Genomic DNA, 17,783 nt, shown 5'->3' on the forward strand with positions numbered 1-17,783 from the left:
AAGGAATTTGTTAACTACACTAATAATAAATAAAGTAAAATTATGAAATTATACAAATCAATCCCCATAATGCTCTTTACCCTTGCACTTGCTGCCGGTTGTGTAAGTAATAAGAAGTATGCCGAACTTCAGGATACTTATGCTAAGTTAAGAGAAAGAAATCAGGAGCTAAGTAATAAATACCAGGATAGTCAGCGTGAACTTAGCGGAAGTACCAGTAGGGTTAAAAGTTTAGAAGAACAGATTGCGTCAGAAAAAGCTAATGTAACGGCATTGCAAGATGCTTTAAATAAATGTTTAAATTCTAGTAGTCAGGGAAATGTTAATATTTCGAAACTGGTTGATGAAATTAATAGCTCAAATAAATACATCAAACAACTGATTAATGCCAAAAACAAAAGCGATTCGCTTAATATGGTGTTAACTAATAACTTAACACGATCGTTAAGTCGGGAAGAATTGGGTGATGTTGATGTACAAGTGCTTAAGGGCGTAGTATATATCTCTTTAGCTGATAACATGTTATATAAATCAGGAAGCTATGAAGTCTCTGATAAAGCTGGTGAAACGCTAAGCAAAATTGCCAAAATTATTAAAGATTACGATACCTATGATGTGCTGATAGAAGGTAATACTGATAATGTGCCTATTACTCAAACAAATATCCGTAACAACTGGGATTTAAGTGCCTTACGTGCCTCGTCTGTTGTGCAGGTATTGCAAAACAAGTATGCTGTTGACCCTAAACGTTTAACTGCTGGCGGGCGTGGAGAATTTAATCCAATTGCTGATAATACTACCACAGGAGGAAAGGCGAAAAACAGACGTACACAAATTATTATTACACCTAAATTAGATCAGTTTATGGATCTGATCGGAAAAGCGCCTGAGCAATCTCAAAAATAAAAGCATAAAATAATTAAACATATGAAGGGCTGGAATTAATTTTCGAGCCCTTTTTTGTGTAGAAGGCTTCCCTTTTTCTTTCTAATATTTGCTAATTTTACCCGCGCTCCACTATTAGGTTATGAGAAAACGGATAAGAAGACACCTTCGAACAGCAAAATATATTGTTTACAAAGAAACTTTAGTTGATTTTAAAGAACATATCTGGACATTTATCGGCGCATTTTTAGGTATTGGTATCATTGGCTTACTCCATTCTAAATACTTCACCGCTAATGATAATCTGTTTCTAATCGGTTCTTTTGGAGCCTCATCAGTACTTATTTATGGAATTATAAATAGCCCACTGGCACAGCCCAGAAATTTAATAGGCGGGCATGTAATTTGTGCATTGATAGGTGTTACGGTTCACAAACTTATTCCAGACGAAGTATGGTTGTCTTCTGCCTTGTCTGTTTCTTTATCTATTGTAGTAATGCAGGTTACAAAAACGCTACATCCTCCTGGTGGTGCTACTGCACTTATAGCCAATATAGGATCGGCTAAAATACAATCGCTAGGCTACCTCTATGTACTATGCCCCGTCTTATCTGGTGCCTCTATTTTACTTTTGGTAGCTATTATAATAAATAATAGCACATCACATCGAACTTACCCTAACAATAAAAAATGGTATAGGGTTTGGTACCGTTACTGCAGATAAAAAGAGCCGATCATATTTCAATTTAGCTCCCTAAAGGCTAAGAAATACTGATTTTTTTCTTTTGTTGGTTTAAATAAGCTGTAATTTGATTTAACATGATACTTCTTGTTGCCCGAACTGCAGATTTCAAAACTTCAGAACTTACGCCTAAACGTTTAGCCCAATAATTTCGATCTGTTTCTTCAGATAATAAGATGATTTCTTCTTTGATGTTCAGGGTTTGGGTGAGATTTTTCATAATTGTGATCATTAATTCAATTATTAGCACGCACAAGCTCGATTTAGTTCTATAAAAATAGATTTTTTTATTTGTAATAACAAGTTGTAAAACAGTTGATTAAAAAAATATTGTTTACATTTTATTCACAATATTTAGAATCGAAAGTGTTTATTCTCTATAATTAAATCGTTTTAGCAATAATAAACGCAAATTCATCAGTTTATAATTATTCAAAAAAATGATTTTATGTATTTTTAATTATACGTAAATTGACTATAATTGCTTATTATTTATGAAAAAGTATTTTGTAATGGGCGATATGAGAAAGGGAAATGTTACTCAGATTGACTTTGAATATGGACGAGGTATCATTATTGATGAAAATGGCCAAGATATTCACTTTCAATTAGATAATGTATCTGATCAAATTAATATAAATTCGAAAGTAATTTTTGAAATAGAATTAAACAAAAGCGGCTTGGTAGCAGTTAACGTTAAATTAGAAATGGAAGAAATAAAGGTCTAATTTAGCTCACTTTAAGCAAGTAGTATTATTGATTATTTGAAGTAGGTAAACTGAAATAAAATGTAGAACCTTCTCCAAATTTACTTTTTGCCCAAATTTTTCCTTGATGCCTTTCAATTATTTCGGCACAAATGTACAGGCCAACTCCAAATCCTGCAATTGTTTTAGTATCAGGACTCTCTACGCGGTAAAAACGGTCAAAAAGCCGGGGCATATCATTTTCTCTAATGCCTATCCCTTCATCTTCCACACTTACAATGGCATAACCTTTTTGCATTTCGCATTTTATTGCAATTAATGAGTCTTTTTTTGAGTATTTGGCTGCATTGCCAATCAGGTTATTGATCACGTTACCAATTTTCTCCATATCGGCATTTACAATCACTTCTTCCAAACCAATTACCTGGATAAAATGGCTAGGTAAAACCATTCCACTTTCTTCAGCTATAGTTTTAATTAAATCAACAAGATTAAAATTTGTTCTGTTTAGTAAAATTTTACCCGATTCTAATAAGGATACATTTAAAAAGCCATCAATCATTAACGACATTCTTTTTAACTGAACATTTATTTTATCGAGTATTTGGATTGGAAAATCATTATCAGTTTCTTTAAATTTATATTGTAAAAGTTGCACATAGGCACTTAAAGATGTTAATGGAGTTTTAAGCTCATGACTTACCATACCGATAAAGTCATTTTTTCTAATTTCATCCTGTTTATGTTCAGTAATATCCAAAACAGCCCCTGCGATATAAACAGCTTTTCCCTCTTCGTTATAATAGGCTTTTCCTGCTGTTCTTAACCACTTCCTTTTAGCACTTATTCCATTCAGGTTAATTTGGTATTCGATGTTAAAAGCATTTCTGTGGTGTAAGGCACGCCTGATACCACTGGTAAGATGACCAATGTCCTCAGAGCTTATCAAAGATTTGGCTTCCTCAATGCCTAGCCTGTTATTTTCCAGTTCGTAAATTTGTTGTGCCCTTTCTGATAAAAGTACCTGTTTACTTTCTAGATCAATATTCCATGAGCCCATTTCTGACGCATCCATGGCTATTTTTAAAATGTCTTTGGCTTTAAGTAGTTCTTTTTTAAAGTTTACCTGCTCTGTAATATCTTTAATAATCACTAAAATTCTGGTTACTTCGTTTTTATCATTTTTTAAGGGCTCATAAAAAGCGATGAAATAACCATCTGAAACTGGTGTAGAAAGTTTTAATTCATTGATCGTTAAGGGCTGTTCGTTTTTAAAAATATCTTTTACACGTTTTACAAGTGCTTGCTGTTTTACAAGTGCTTGCTGTTTTTCGAGTTCAGGTCGTGCCTCTTCCTGGGAAATTCCGATAACTTCTTTTCTGCTTTTACCCCAAAGTTTTAATATGTTGTCGTTTGCATACTCCGTAATAAGTTCCGGACCTTTTAACACACACATGCCTAAAGGTGCCTGCTCAAAAAATCCCCTAAAACGTGCTTCACTTTCTGAAAGTTCAAATAAAATATGTTCAAGGTCATTTTCATCTATTGGAATTTCCCTTAATGAACAGATGAGGTATTCAACCGGGCGATCATTTTGTAATACTGGTGAAAATTCCAGTTCCCATTTTACGTTTGGTGAATTGGAATAGATGGGATGAATAACCAGCGTGCGCTTTGCCTTAAGCTCACTTACTGTCTGAACTGTTTTAACCAGATTCTTTTTTTCAGCATCAGATAAGAGGTTTGGGATAATGTCGATATCATAGAATTTTAATTTTCCACCCACGCGCGCTATTAAAGCCTGGTAAGCATCATTATGTTCTACCACCACTAATATTGGCTTTACTTTAAAAATAACTATTGGGCTCTTAGAATGTTTTAACAGTGCTTTTAAGAATGGAGAGGCTAAATCTATCATAAATTTAAGTTGACACTTTCCCAAATATAATCGTTAAACAGTTAATCGCCAACCGATTTGTAAGGATATTATAATATTTATCATACAAAATAGTATAAATTATAAGGGGATTGCTTTTTGCTTGTACATTGTTGCACTCCAATTTTTGTTTTAAAGCCCTTAACCTGCTATCGTTAAAACATTTCAGATAATTGGGTGTTTAAAAAAACGGTAGATGACATTTCGTTTGTTCTTCAGTAGAACAATAGCAGCAGTTACACAATAGATAAAGATCATGAATCCCCAATACAGTTATAATACCCAAGAAAAGTGGTTGCCATTTAATGGTTTTTCGCCAGTAATTACCGTTTATAAATCGTTCCATAATTTAACCCCTGAAATGGAATCTATTATCAATAACCAAACTTTTCCGGTTACATTTAAAAAAAACAAGTTTATTTTATCCCCATTACATCATGATAAATACGTGTATCTTATTCTTAACGGGGTAGTAAGAGGATATATGAAAGATGATGATAAAGAAATTACCATTTGGATTGCCAAAGAAAATGAATTGGTGGGAAGCGTAAGTAACATTTGGAATAATAATGAATCGATTAACGAATATGTACAGGCTTTAGAAGACGTTGTTGCTATTGCTATTCCACACACGATGTCGAAACAATTGTATTTAAACTACCATATTGCCGATTATATTGGCCGAAAAGTAACCCAGCTTCACTATTTACAAGCTTGCGAAAGAGCACTCATTTCGAGATTACAATCAGCAGAAAAAAGATATATCCGCTTCATTAAGTCCTATCCTGAATTGGTAGACCGTATTCCACTTAAATATATCGCCTCGTTTTTATGCATGCGGTTGGAAACATTAAGTCGGGTAAGATCCAAATTGGCTTTGGTGTAAGAAAATTTATCGGTTTATTGACTTAAGTTCTAAAAAATGCTTTGATAATTTTATGAAATCGATTTTGTTTTTTGTTATATCAAGATCAAAAAATTGTAAAGTTAAAAGCGTAAAATGTATAGCGAAAGTGTAAAGTGAGACCTTACTTGGTAATTATGACTGATTTGTAAGACAATATGAAACTATTTTTTGTTAAAAATTTTGTCTTTTTAGGCTAAAAAAAAGTTTTTATGTATTTTTATTAAAAATTATTTATTTGATAATCAGTCTATTGTGTTCATTTTTCGAATTAAATATTTGATTTAAGCGATTTAACATTTCTCACTTACATTTTTTTAAAAATTTATATATATTTGTTCTTACCCTTTCGAGGGTATGTTTTTCATAGGTAGATGTAGGGTCAGAACATTGTTCTGGCCCTTTTTTGTAAACAACGCTCCTGAGGCCGATTTTGTCGAAAAGGGACACAAAAGGGACACACGGGAGACTTTAACTGTTCTTGTCCCTAAAATGGCTTCAACACCTAAATTAAGCACTTCAGACCCAAACAAATGGTATATATACTTTAATGTAGATGTTCCGGTTCAGTTATGGGGCAAGTATCCCCGCAAAAGAATGCGGTTTAAAGTGTATGACGATATCAACCGGTACAAAGGAAAAGAGCGGGAAGATTATGCGGCAATGCGGCTTAATATATGGAAATACGCACTTCAGGTATTAAAATATTCACCTTTTGATAAACAGCTAGCCAGGATAAAGGAAATTAAAGCTGATTACGCTATAACCAAGGAACAAATCCTGCAGGAGATAGAAGATCAAGACAGTACAAAACTATATAATACGCCAATACAGGAGGCTTTTGATATTTATTTGAAAATGCGGGAAACAACCGCGAAATCGAAAGGGGACGCAATCAACTGGAAAAGCACGGTAGGGATATTTAAAAAGTATTTTAAGGAGGCTGGGCTTGACCAGATAACAACCGGAAAGCTTACAAGAAAACATATAGTTGAAGCTCTTGGCTTCATTAGCAAGGAAAGATCCTGGGGCAATACAACATATAACAATAACAGAAGTTATTTGATGATGATCATAAATTGGCTAGCAGAAGAGGAATACCTTCTTGTAAACCCAGCTCTTGGCAAGATTAAAAAACTCAAGGAAAACCATAAAATACACACCTGGTATAGTAAGGAAATCGCAACGGAAGTAAAAAGGGTGATGCTTGAGCAAAACGATAGAATTGTATATAGGGCTAGCCAGTTTACTTACATGATCTGCATAAGGAGCCAGCAAGAGCTCATGAAGTTAAAGGCCGACGATATTGACAGAACTTTAAAAAGAGTCCGGTTCAGGAGTGAGCTGTCGAAAAACGGAAAGGAAGCCTATAGAAGCTATCCACTTGAATTCGAAAAGGTACTTGACGAAATAGGATTCAACCAGATGCCGAAATACTTTTACCTTTTTGGCAAAGGCGGCGTTCCAGGGGAAAACCGATGTGCAAAAAATACCCTTTCAAATTTATATAAACCCATTAAAGATAAACTCGGGCTTTCTCATGATTATACTATCTATGGGTGGAAGCACACACGCGTAGTGCACGAAATGATGAAGGAGACAAACCCTTACGAGATACAGCATCTATGCCGACACTCCGATTTAAAAGAAACAATGAAATATATGCGGGATTTTGATATCGACCTTAAAAACAAATATTCAAAGGAAGATTTATGCTTTTAGCTATTTTCTCAGCCTAGGCTTGGCCATATCCTGATAATAGGTAAGCACCCTCTTATTGAAATCTTCGATTCTAGCAATTAAGGCTTTTTTTCTTCGCTGTGTTTAACCTCCAATTCCGAAAGTTGCTTGAAAGCCGCAGTAATGCCAGTTCTTGGGTCACGAATTGAGATTTTAGTTAAGAAATTTAGCACATGAACACTATTCTGGTCTTTTGCGTGAAATTCGGCGTAAAACTCGTCAGGCGTCCACCAGCGCAACGATTCTTTGTTGAAAATCCAGCAATAGTGCTCTATAGCCTCTGCAATAACATGCCCTATGCTTAAAAACCTTGGTTTAGGTACGCGAAATTCATAACCACCATTCATGCTGTAAAATTTGCTAATATTTTTAGTAATTCAAAATAATTCTTACAACATAAAAAAGCCCTTCATTTCTGAAAGGCTCTCTTGTGCTGGCATTTTGCGGTATGCTAAGATACTAATTTAACTGTATTCCAATATGCCGTTTTAATTGTTGTTGAAGCTTGGTCAAATGGTAACCCGGTAACTTCTTCGGTAAACCTTGTGGCTAAAGACTGTAAATCGGTTTTGCTTAGATCTGCAGAAGGCGTATCGGTTAATTTAAGCTCTTCTATGATTGATCTTAACACGCTTCTCAACCAAGCTATTGCCTTGTCGTCCTTGTCGCCCGGTATAACCACTGCAATCATATCGACAACGGGACTATCTACATAAGATTTAATTCTCTCAATGATATTGACAATAGTGATAAGATCCGGCTTAAGTTCTTCAGCAATGTTTCGCCAAAGCTTTTTTAACCAGGCCTCGTAATTGTTCATGAATAATGCGGCGATGCTCGCAAATACGCGACCTAACCATGTTTTCTTTTCTTGTGACATATTGAATTATTTAAATGTTTCCCTTGCTTTATTTTGTATTTTCTCGAATAGTCCGGCAACCTCATTATTTAATGCTCCTATTAGCACGGCAAGCCACATAGTTAGCTCTTTTCCTAATAGTTCATTACAAAATCTGAATGCAAGGAAAGTTAGGCAGATACCCGTGATTAACTGCAGGCAGTTGTCCTGAATTAAAAACTTCCATGAGAAAGCATAGGGAGTAGAATCGCTCAGCTTATCTCTATTGGTTGCTTTAAGCCTTAAACTTATTAAAGCTCCAATAAGCGCGAACAAAAATGCTGCGCAATACGTAGGCACATCTACAGTGCCGAGTAATAGTTGTTGTAATTTTTCCATATTATTTTAATTGAAAATGAGGTGGATCGAAAGGCTTTTTCCAGTCACCGCCCCAGGTTATACCAATGTTTAGTTGTTTAGCCACAGATTTAATATGGCTTGCGATAGTCTTTAAGGCTATAGCATTATTAAAGTCAACCTTACCATTTATATAAGGGTAAATGTCTACAGCATGACCGTATCCATCTGATTTTACTTGGTGGTTTGATTTATTTTTTACTCCGTCGGCAAATGTTACAATGTCGCCTTTTGCCGTTCTGCCTTGCGCATACAGCATCATTTGCCTTGCCTGGGTTCTTACTCCCTCAACTACTGTAAAGTCATAAGGAGTGTTTACGATAGCAGTCTTAATAACCTTTACTAAATTGGGATGAACACCTACCAAATTTTGTACACTTCTTTTTCCTAAAATTGCCATTATTGATTGTCCGTTTCTATTTTTGTGATCCTTAATGATAGTTTGATTTCAAGCGCCTTGATCTGCGCCCTTAATTCTCGCTCAGTTTCCTGGTGGCCGTGAATGATCTTTAAGTATTCAAGCTCCCTTTGTTGTAGGGCCTTAATTTGGTCGCCCTGGTATTTAATTTGGTCTTTTAAATCCTCAAACATCTTACCATAGGTCTCAGCGATTACATTCGAAGTTTCAGCTGCGATATTTTTTACCTCGGCTTTAGTTTTACCCCGATTTGCTATCCAAACTATTAGCGCTGAAATAACACTACTGCCCAAAACACCAACAAGAATTGTTATGGTATATGCCTCTATTTTCATGATTACCAAGTTGTTTCTAAAGCGTGTCTAACCCATGTGTCAGTTGCTGTACATTCATAGTAATATCCGCCCGTGATGACTTTCTGTCCCTTTATTCCTGTACTAGTTGGTGTTGGGGCTGTACCCCCTATTACTGGCAAGTTTGCAAGCGTACCGCTAAATAGAGGCGTTGACAATGATACATCAGAAGACAATGCGTCAGGAGGAGATAAGGTCGTACTATACGTTGTGCCGATAGACCCGTCTAAATTTGCCTTGTTCAACGATAATTGGCCAATTCCATAAGTTGAAAATGTCCTTTTGCTTAATTCAGAAAATACGCTACTTAAAATTACATTCCTAAACCCACTTGTGGACCTACTTATTCCTGTTACTACAATATCATTACCGAAAGTATTTGTGCCTGTAAAATTATTGTTTGCTGACGTGGAGGCAAGCCCTGATGTATTTATGCTCAATGTTGAAGTAGTGTTGTTCCAATTTAATGGTGCACTGGCCGTAATTGTTTTATTAATCCAGTTAGTTCCGTTGTAGCTTACTATATCGCCTACTGCCTTGCTTGATGTTGCAATACTTTCTCCTTTCCAATTAGCATTATTATCTAACTCTGTTTTTCTAACCACACCGTTAGGGTTAATTGGTGCATTTAGCACCTCTACTTCTCCGCTTGATGATATTGTTAACCTATCAGATCCTGAAGTCCTTAAATTTAAGCTACCGCTAAAATTACCGAATACATCGCCTATGTACAGGTTATTGCCAGCAGATCCTAAAATCGCATTTGCTACGCCTGACGTATTCTTTGTTCTATAAAAAGACCCATTATCAACCTCAAAACCAGCACTTGATTTTGAAATGCCGTTAACAAATAACGATGCATTAAAATAATATGTATCTGCCTGATCAGATTCTATACCAAATGAGGTTTTATTGGTTGCGGGATTGTGATAAATAAATGGAGTGTAACTTCCCTCAATGCCGCCACGTACATAAATATTGCCTCCCAAACCGGAATACAGTCCTAAATTTGAATTATTGTACGCTGTAACATTAGAGGCAAAAACTTCATTATCTGATATTGGTTTTATTAATCCGAATGTTTCATATATTGCCTGAGCCCATTTATTTTGACCCAAAAAACTTGCATGTACACCATCCGCCTGTATTTGAGCGGCATCGTTTGGATTGTAATATTTGTTGACGTTTATGAAATATATCGGATATCCAGTAAAAATACCTGCTAAATTCCTCTTTCTGGAGAGTGTTAGCGCATCCTGAAAGGCCATTGTAGTTTCATCACCAACAACATTATACCCCGTATTGTTCATATGTGGTATGTCAAGAACATACATCGGCTTAGCTGAATATATGTCCGTAAGTCCAGCTACATAATCCCATGCGCCAATAGTTCCACCATCTATAAACTTTAATTCTACAGTATGAAGTGTATCTTGTAGCGACCTAATTACTATAACATCGTTTATAATACCTAAGTGGGTAAACCCATCGGCCTTGAATGCATTAATCTTTCCGTTGGGGTCGAAGGTAGTTTTAAGAATACCATCAACACGGACCTCTATTCTTGACCATCCACTAACGGCCTGCCATGTACCAATAGCAATATCAGAACCCTGTATATTTGAAATGGTTACCGTTTCGTTTGCGGTGATGCTTGTTTTCTTCCAGAAATTAGAACCAAACTTTAATGATCTGCTGGCGTAATCAGTAAGTGTATCGATAACAAATGAACTACAAGATCCGCAAGCTTGAGATGTGCTTACATTTGGATTTACAGAAGATGAATTATACTGCTTATAAAACTGTATTGATTTAGTAAGTTGTGCGGCCATAATAGACCGATGCCCAGCCCTTACAATTTCAAAACGCTTTGCCGTATCCTGATTGCCTCTAATATCATTAAATCCCAGCATTGTAGAGGATACATTGATTTTATCCAGTCCTAATTCAAGTATGAAATTTTTATATCCTCTACGTACTCCGGCTCCATCCTCTGCAACATTTTTATATTTACTTATATTGTTTTTGTCTGCCAAAATATTAACGTAGGTCTTTCCATGACCGGATGCGTTGTAACCTGTTGTTTGACTATCCCCTAGAAACCAAGAACCATTTTGAATTGGCTGATTGTTAATAACCTTATCAATTGTTTGCTTGACATACTTCGTATTGGCTGCTTTACCTGAACTATCAGATGTCGAAACATTAGGCGTTAAAAGCTCAGTACCTACATTTACATTTCCCCCATTTACTGTGGTAACACCCGATTCAGTAGAAAAACTACCAAGACCGGCACCAAATAAGGTGGTGGCTGTTGGGCTATCAAACCTGCCTGTTCCATTAATATTAAAACTTGCGCTTTGAGGAGTACCAGTATTATTGTTCTGGATGTAGTTTCCACTTCCTGATACTGGAGCTTTTAAAGCTCCTAAATTATCTACATACGATTTTGGAGTTAAATATAAACTGTCTGCATTTGTCCAATTGACAGTATAATTTCTTCTGTATTGCATGCCTTTAGCGAAAGTTGAAATAGGGCCAACATTAGCCCCCTGAGTTATACTTAAGACACCATTTGACACTCCTAAATTGGTATATGATGTAGCACTACCGCCAGATAGAGAGAAATCTCCATTTTTAGACAACGAAAAATTAGTCCCGCTAGTGGAAGTCCATGCGCTTGCCAAATCTAAACCGCCATTAGCGTACATACCGATAGTAGGAGTACTATAATTAACGTCATCTCCTATAACTGTGCTACCTGTTAATGCACCTCCTAACTTTAGGATCTTACCGTCTTTTGTAAGACCATTGGTTGCCGTCAAAAAAGAATTCCGAATAGAATCAGTGATATTGAAAATACTCGAACCAGAGGTTAATCTCCAATTAAATCCGGTGCCATTTGTTTGTTTCCACCATGTTGGCGTGAACCCTGTCCAGGGACCTACTTGTGCAGTCGCGCCTAAAGAAAGCAAAGCAAGTAATAATAATAATTTTAGTCTTTTCATGTTGTTAGTTTATAGTGTTTTTATCTCATTAATCTTACTCCCGGATATATCTATCGAAACAGGCGAAACCGAATAGGCGCCACCCAACAAAGTTATTGCGGCAGCTATTTTGGTTAGCTCAGCATTTATTTCCGTGTTTTGATTGTTAATCGAAGTGTTGAGCGGGGCGTATCTAACCAGGTTGTGCGTATATCCGCCCAAATGCATTGTGCCATCGTTCTTTAACCACGCATAAAAGCTCACCGATCCATCTGGCTTAAGGCTATAAATTCTTTTTTCTCCAGATGCTGCAAGCTGGTTCGTGTTGAGGTATCCAACAACAACCGGCTCACCAATAACATCTGTTTCCATAAGTACCGCCGTCATATTAGCCAACGGATTACTATCATCACCAAACGGCGCGCATTCGTCTGCCGTCTTTGGACCATACTCAATTACCTTGAGTATTCTGCGCCCCTTTTCTACCAACGCACTTTTAAATCTTGACAGGCTGCTCATGAGAATATGTTTTTAGGGGAGTCACCGGTAAATGTTTCCGGAAGAACCAATGTCACGTCCATTGATTTTTCTTCTGAATTTTCCATAATGCTTGTATCTGCGACCATCATCCGGGATCTTGATCCAATGTATATCTCGTCGTTTTCAATCTCAACTATATCCCCAACACGTATATCAGCCCAGTATCTGATAGAAAAAGAAACTTTTATATTCTTTAATTCAGCAGCAAAGGCGTTTTTAACCCCACTATCGGTATCTGTTTGATTACCGGACGTCAATACTTGGACAAAAGGCCTGTAAGCACCAACCAACTTGTTTACAATTCTATCTGATCCGGATATCTGGGAGGTTTCTTCGTCGTCAAACAAGCCCGTTGAATCCTGTTTTGCGGGCTGCCTTAAGCTGGTTAACGTACTATGCACACTTTGCCCATTAACATCTAGTTTCATTCCTAGCGTGTTTTCTTTGTTAAAGAATGCTTTAGGACTAGCTTTAGCGTCAGGACGGAAAAGAACAACCTCCCCAGCAGAATTGTGAGAAACAATAACGTTTTTTTGCGCACACATTTTTGCCAAGTATTCACTTATTTTACCATCAGTTTTGGCCACGCTTTTAAGGAAAGGTGTGTTGCATTCCTTTTTTACGTTATCGTAGATATTAAGCTTAAGGCCAAATGGCGATAGAAGTCTTTCAGCGATGTCCTTTATTGTTCTGTTAATGCTTTCCAAGGGATACATTTTTGCATCAATTGTACAGTCTTCCAGAACACCTCCCTTACTATAGCCTGATATCTGAACCAGGCTTCTAACAGAGGCCGAAGCAAAAGAATGTGTAACCATTGTTCCAGAAAAAACAAGCTCATCTCTATCTGTAAAAAACTCAACCGGGAAATAGGATAGAGGCTTAAAGAAAGGTTTTGTTTTTTCGTCGGCAGGATCAAACCTTGCCGTAAATGAAAATGTGGAGGCAACAGAATCCAAAGACGATGACATGGCAAAGTCATTGAAGTACAGATAATAATTGCCGTTAACCTTAATTTTCATTAAACTAAATATGTTATTGCTCTTCCTTTTTTAAGCAGGAAAAGGGATTTGTTTTTTATTGCGTTTATTGTCCTAAATGTTTCGATGTTTTTATCCTCAGAATCGAGTCCCATATATTTGTGTGTTTGAACAATCAGGTTGCTATCGCTCTCGAGGTAGACCGTACGTTCTTGTTTTGCAGAAAAAGCGATCTGTCCGAGGTTTGCAACCGTTGTAAAAACCAGGTCATTAACATTGATCTGGGTCTGTGCACTTGCCGAATAACTGTTCGAAACATCTGTATTATCAATATACGCAGCATCAATAACGGAAACATAGTTGTTATACATGCTGGTAAGCGAATCTGAAGCATAAAGTACCTGTTTGCGGGTTACATAGTCCCCGGCTATAGGGCTTACCAATGCGAGTGCAAAAGCCGAAAGTACCGCGGCTCCAGTTGCCTCAAAATAAGCCTTGTTGTTCCTGCTGTTCTTTGCCGAAAAAATTGTTTTTGCATCCTCAAAAAGTGATTTGAGTAGGTTAACCCTACTACTAATACCAACACTCAGCTCAGCAGGCACAGATATAACATCATTTATACTTTGTATTGCCGCAGATGGGTTTTCGGCCATCTTATCTATATCGGCAAACATTGCGTTTTTCTTTAACTGATAATCGGCATAAGCATCAGATGTAATAATTGACCCAATCTTAAGATCAAGTTTTGTGGCGTTTTCCTTAACCATTGAAACGTCGGCTGCCTTAAGGTTAACTTTTGAAGCATAATCTACAGCGGAAATCTGAGCAAGCTTATACTTTACCTTAAGCACATTAGAAGAAACAGACGGCATTTTTTTTAACGTATCAGTAGTTATGGTTTCCCAAAAATCAACGTTTATTTCGGTAACATTAAGGTTTACATCAGACTTTTTTAGACTTAGCGGCTGCCCGGTTATATCTCCATAGAGTGGATGTCTGACGGTCCATGCTCGAGGGTCATTCGCTGACGCCGAGAACGTCTCTGCCTGATCAATATTGTCATCACCCTGGAACCAGAATATTAAAGGAAAAGAACGGGCTTTAACCTCTTTCCTGTCAATGAACGAACCCTTAAGACTGATAAAATCAAAAACTGAAACGTTATAGTCAACATTCACCTCTCCGTGCTGGTAAAGCGGTTTGTACACCTTTCCGTCGCCAGTGGTTATGGTAAATTCGGTGTTTTCAAGCCTATCCTTCCAGCCCATGTATTGAGATTGATTTTAACAATCCAAATATATATAAATAAATTTCAACTATTTCAAAATTTGAGACATATTTTGATTACCTGGAAATATTCAATGCTCTTTTAAATTGTTTATGAGCTTGATCGTGATAAAACCGCTCAATCTTTCTGATCGTTATCTCAGCAGCTTCTCTGGTGAAGTGAGTTGCTTTGATGTTAACAGGAGCGCCTTTTCTTGACTTTAGCAAAAGGCGGGACTTAATTTTTACTTTACCTCTTTTTGATTTCTTAATACTCTGTACCGACATAAGATAGTTGCCTTTAATAGAGTTAAAAAACATCGGTTTGTTCTCATTTAAAGACCTAAAAGCCCGCGCTACAAACTTACTTTTAAGAGAGCCCCCCCGAGTTCTGGATCTACCAGATACAACTTTGTTTTTATTATAAAAATTAATCGCCTTTACTTTTGATTTGGTATTTAGGTTTTTTCTAGAACCACTTAGGTAATCCAAGCCATGATCTATAACCCCGCCGTCTTCCTGCTTGGACATGTTGTCTATTGCAGACCTAGCGGTTATTTTTCCTCTTGAAGTCATTCCAACGGCAGCAGACATACCGCTTAAGCTAAAGCCTTTTGCCTTCGTAACAGCAGAGAAAGACTTAAAAAAGTTAGGACTTCTTCGAATGAAATTACGGGTTGCTGACTGTTCCAGAGATTTATTCTTCATATCAAAAGCAGCATCGTTAAGCGTGCCACGTACCGCTACAGGGAAGGCCGATCTGTTCAGCCTTTCCAGCCTGTTGGTTAGTTGCACTGCTGCATTTGAGTTGACGTTGAATTCCATATTATGCTATAATATTAGCCAGCTTAAAGATCCCATTTTTTAGCCACATCACCAGATGAGAACAACGCGCTTCCATCCAATGCAAAAAGCACACCCAAATTGGCAGGAAAGTTCGCCACAAATACATCTTCTCCGGTTACCACATTAAAAAACCTCAATATACCATTTATTAAAGTGTAAATTTTTGAATTTAAAATAACGGCATTGGTTGTTTTTTTGAAGGTATTTGACAGCAATACGTTGCCGGAAAACGACAGGTTATTAGCATTAATGCTATAAATATCTATACTATATTCGTCTCCAGAGTTCGAGCTCGCGTTGGTTATGTATATGCTTGTCCCGTCTGTATAGATATAAGGACTGTTGTCGCTTGAACCAAAACCGCCCGTAACAAAAACCATCTGCTGAGGAGCCGTGATGTTCGATTCTGGTATTCTAAATATTTTATGCGCCAGTGTGTTTGGATAAAACGCGAGGCAAATAAAATATCCGTTGATTAGCATGATTTCGTAAACTAATATCGTTCCGTCAGATTGAGATGATCTGATTGATCCTTGCAAGTCTAAAACTTCAGGTTTATCGCTGAAAACAACTCCTTCACTTTGATACCAAACTTTTTTTCCGTTATTGAAAGCCAAAGGGGTTCCAAAAGGAGTGAATATTTCAGTCGAACTTTCTAAGCTTTGACTTAGGTTATAAGCCCTAACGTTGGCAGAGTCAATAATCAATAAAAGTTCATCTCCTGACTTAAACTGGTTAACAGCAGTAAAACTATACGATTCCGCACCAGACCCCTTAAAGGTATAAACCAGGGAACTATTATAGTTTTCAGCCGCCCTGGCAAAAACAGGATATTTATCAGGAAGGATACTAAGATCCATTCCAATTGAAAAAACCTGACCGGACAGATTCAAAACCTGCTCTACGTCGTTCAGGTTATTACTAAACTTTTTTAACGCCTCTACCAACTGGTAACCGGAATCCGCATTATCCTCAAATCCACTAGGGTCGATTTTGGCAAGCCTTAAAATTCTGTATACATTGGTAAGTAAATCTCCATATATTTCCCTCACTACCGGGGTTCCATCTTCAGTAGAAGTCTCGTTTTTGATTGTACTGTCTGGAAACTTTGCAAAATCCCCATCTTTAGGGATGTTTGGTATTTGTCTTATGGTTCTCATGCTATGAAAGTTGTACTGCTTCTATGTGTATTTTAAGGTTTTGAGAAATGCTGTAAACTTCCTCAACAGATATTGAAAACTGTGTGGTAGACTCTTTTTTAAATACCGGTACGCATATCCCATTATCGGCCAATATGTTCCCCTCAGACTCAACCGAACTTCTAATAAAATAATTCATGTTCGACATAGGGTTTTTTAAGGTAATCCTAACCGTACTTTCTCCGCCAGGGTTTGCGTAGTATACGTTAGCGGTTAAAACATCCCCTGAAACTGGCAAGTTTGAGCCAACCTGCGCCGAACCCGGGTCTAATCCGCTAAACCACCCGGTATTCCTTATCGGGCTTTGAGCAATCCCGTCTATTATGGCTTTATCTTCTTTAGAAAGAAGACCGTTTCGAAGTGCTGTAGCCAAAAAAATACTGCTCATCGATCCGATCACCCGTTGTGCAAAAGCAAGTTGGTTCGTATATGGAGTAGTTGACTTTACAGTGGATGTTCCTGCGTACTCCTCAGATAATGTTGCGCCTTTAAGATAGTTTAGTTCCGCCACCAGTGTGTCAAGGTTCAGTCCGTCAGCAAGCCTAACCAGTTTTATCGCACCAGACGACGAGTATATAAACCTAACGTAATCGTTTGTTTTAAACTTACTTGTAGCTTCGATTGCTTTTGTTAGCGGATCTATGCCCTTTATTGTGGTTTCAGTATTAAGATCAAATCCTGCTTTGCATATCAGTGCTTCACCATCTTTTAATGTGCTAAATTTTAGTGGAACCTGCAAAACGCCAGAATTAACCCCTAAAGGAGTTATGATGTCGTTTTTACCTGCCAGGGCTATTGCCGCATCAACTAATTGATAACCGTTTGATTCATTGTCAGGCAATCCGTTGTACGCGATTGCAGCTAACCGCATTAATTTAGCAAAAAACTCATGAAGGTCGCTATAAACCAGTCGGTTTACCGGAGTACCATCACCAGTACCTGTATCGTCTTTTATCCTTGCGTTAGGATAGTTTGCCGGGTCTGAATTATCAATCTTTGCAAGTTCTTTTTTATCGGTAGCCATA

Annotated in this window: 19 protein-coding genes; 5 read left to right on the top strand and 14 right to left on the bottom strand. The window is 37.2% G+C overall.

What is annotated here, in order from left to right; all coding sequences use genetic code 11:
* The first annotated feature begins 42 nt into the window (after window positions 1–42).
* Together HDC90_RS05180 and HDC90_RS05185 are read left to right on the top strand one after the other, a co-directional pair.
* Entirely contained in the window at window positions 43–906 is an 864-nt protein-coding gene (locus HDC90_RS05180) for an OmpA family protein (RefSeq protein ID WP_184464530.1), read from the top strand.
* 121 nt (window positions 907–1,027) lie between these two features.
* A complete protein-coding gene (locus HDC90_RS05185; protein WP_184464533.1) occupies window positions 1,028–1,609 on the top strand; it encodes an HPP family protein in 582 nt (193 codons plus the stop codon).
* Between the two features lie 37 nt (window positions 1,610–1,646).
* Here the strand turns inward: HDC90_RS05185 and HDC90_RS05190 are convergent, their stop codons facing one another.
* Window positions 1,647–1,847: a DUF3606 domain-containing protein gene (locus tag HDC90_RS05190; RefSeq protein ID WP_167293917.1), complete on the bottom strand. Its 201-nt coding sequence runs from the start codon at window positions 1,845–1,847 to the stop codon at window positions 1,647–1,649.
* Window positions 1,848–2,121: 274 nt separating this feature from the next.
* Here HDC90_RS05190 and HDC90_RS05195 point away from each other — a divergent pair, with 274 nt between their 5' ends.
* Complete coding sequence (locus HDC90_RS05195; protein ID WP_184464535.1) at window positions 2,122–2,355, top strand: cold-shock protein; 234 nt, start codon at window positions 2,122–2,124, stop codon at window positions 2,353–2,355.
* A gap of 25 nt (window positions 2,356–2,380) precedes the next feature.
* Here HDC90_RS05195 and HDC90_RS05200 read toward each other — a convergent pair whose 3' ends face one another.
* A complete protein-coding gene (locus HDC90_RS05200) occupies window positions 2,381–4,252 on the bottom strand; it encodes an ATP-binding protein (protein ID WP_184464537.1) in 1,872 nt (623 codons plus the stop codon).
* Window positions 4,253–4,526: 274 nt separating this feature from the next.
* Between HDC90_RS05200 and HDC90_RS05205 the strand changes: the two genes are divergently transcribed.
* Window positions 4,527–5,156, top strand: a complete 630-nt coding sequence (locus tag HDC90_RS05205; protein ID WP_184464538.1) for a Crp/Fnr family transcriptional regulator — start codon at window positions 4,527–4,529, stop codon at window positions 5,154–5,156.
* A 375-nt stretch (window positions 5,157–5,531) separates the two neighbouring features.
* A complete protein-coding gene (locus HDC90_RS05210) occupies window positions 5,532–6,896 on the top strand; it encodes a hypothetical protein (RefSeq protein WP_184464540.1) in 1,365 nt (454 codons plus the stop codon).
* 77 nt (window positions 6,897–6,973) lie between these two features.
* Here the strand turns inward: HDC90_RS05210 and HDC90_RS05215 are convergent, their stop codons facing one another.
* The 12 genes from HDC90_RS05215 to HDC90_RS05270 all read right to left on the bottom strand — a co-directional run bounded on the left by HDC90_RS05215 (window position 6,974) and on the right by HDC90_RS05270 (window position 17,782).
* Window positions 6,974–7,261, bottom strand: a complete 288-nt coding sequence (locus tag HDC90_RS05215; RefSeq protein WP_184464542.1) for a hypothetical protein — start codon at window positions 7,259–7,261, stop codon at window positions 6,974–6,976.
* Between the two features lie 104 nt (window positions 7,262–7,365).
* Window positions 7,366–7,794: a hypothetical protein gene (locus HDC90_RS05220; protein ID WP_184464544.1), complete on the bottom strand. Its 429-nt coding sequence runs from the start codon at window positions 7,792–7,794 to the stop codon at window positions 7,366–7,368.
* Window positions 7,795–7,800: 6 nt separating this feature from the next.
* The gene (locus HDC90_RS05225; protein ID WP_184464546.1) at window positions 7,801–8,151 is read right to left on the bottom strand and encodes a hypothetical protein; all 351 of its coding nucleotides are present in this window, start codon (window positions 8,149–8,151) and stop codon (window positions 7,801–7,803) included.
* A 1-nt stretch (window position 8,152) separates the two neighbouring features.
* On the bottom strand, window positions 8,153–8,569 hold the full coding sequence (locus HDC90_RS05230) for a M15 family metallopeptidase (RefSeq protein WP_184464548.1): 417 nt from the start codon (window positions 8,567–8,569) through the stop codon (window positions 8,153–8,155).
* Window positions 8,569–8,922, bottom strand: a complete 354-nt coding sequence (locus HDC90_RS05235; protein ID WP_184464550.1) for a hypothetical protein — start codon at window positions 8,920–8,922, stop codon at window positions 8,569–8,571. The genes HDC90_RS05230 and HDC90_RS05235 overlap by 1 nt, the downstream gene beginning before the upstream one ends.
* A gap of 2 nt (window positions 8,923–8,924) precedes the next feature.
* Window positions 8,925–11,948 (bottom strand): hypothetical protein, encoded by a 3,024-nt coding sequence (locus HDC90_RS05240; protein ID WP_184464552.1) that lies wholly within the window; start codon window positions 11,946–11,948, stop codon window positions 8,925–8,927.
* A gap of 9 nt (window positions 11,949–11,957) precedes the next feature.
* Window positions 11,958–12,446 carry a hypothetical protein gene (locus HDC90_RS05245; RefSeq protein WP_184464553.1) on the bottom strand — a complete coding sequence of 163 codons (489 nt, stop codon included), beginning with the start codon at window positions 12,444–12,446 and terminating at the stop codon, window positions 11,958–11,960.
* The gene (locus HDC90_RS05250; RefSeq protein ID WP_184464555.1) at window positions 12,443–13,489 is read right to left on the bottom strand and encodes a hypothetical protein; all 1,047 of its coding nucleotides are present in this window, start codon (window positions 13,487–13,489) and stop codon (window positions 12,443–12,445) included. Before HDC90_RS05250 ends, HDC90_RS05245 begins: the two co-directional genes overlap by 4 nt.
* Window positions 13,489–14,715: a hypothetical protein gene (locus HDC90_RS05255; RefSeq protein WP_184464557.1), complete on the bottom strand. Its 1,227-nt coding sequence runs from the start codon at window positions 14,713–14,715 to the stop codon at window positions 13,489–13,491. Before HDC90_RS05255 ends, HDC90_RS05250 begins: the two co-directional genes overlap by 1 nt.
* A gap of 76 nt (window positions 14,716–14,791) precedes the next feature.
* Window positions 14,792–15,421, bottom strand: coding sequence for a hypothetical protein (locus HDC90_RS05260; protein WP_184464559.1), 630 nt, complete (start codon window positions 15,419–15,421; stop codon window positions 14,792–14,794).
* A gap of 140 nt (window positions 15,422–15,561) precedes the next feature.
* On the bottom strand, window positions 15,562–16,719 hold the full coding sequence (locus HDC90_RS05265) for a hypothetical protein (RefSeq protein ID WP_184464561.1): 1,158 nt from the start codon (window positions 16,717–16,719) through the stop codon (window positions 15,562–15,564).
* Between the two features lies 1 nt (window position 16,720).
* On the bottom strand, window positions 16,721–17,782 hold the full coding sequence (locus tag HDC90_RS05270; RefSeq protein ID WP_184464563.1) for a hypothetical protein: 1,062 nt from the start codon (window positions 17,780–17,782) through the stop codon (window positions 16,721–16,723).
* Between the last annotated feature and the right edge of the window lies 1 nt (window position 17,783).

Source organism: Pedobacter sp. AK013 (assembly GCF_014205835.1).
Taxonomy (GTDB): domain Bacteria; phylum Bacteroidota; class Bacteroidia; order Sphingobacteriales; family Sphingobacteriaceae; genus Pedobacter.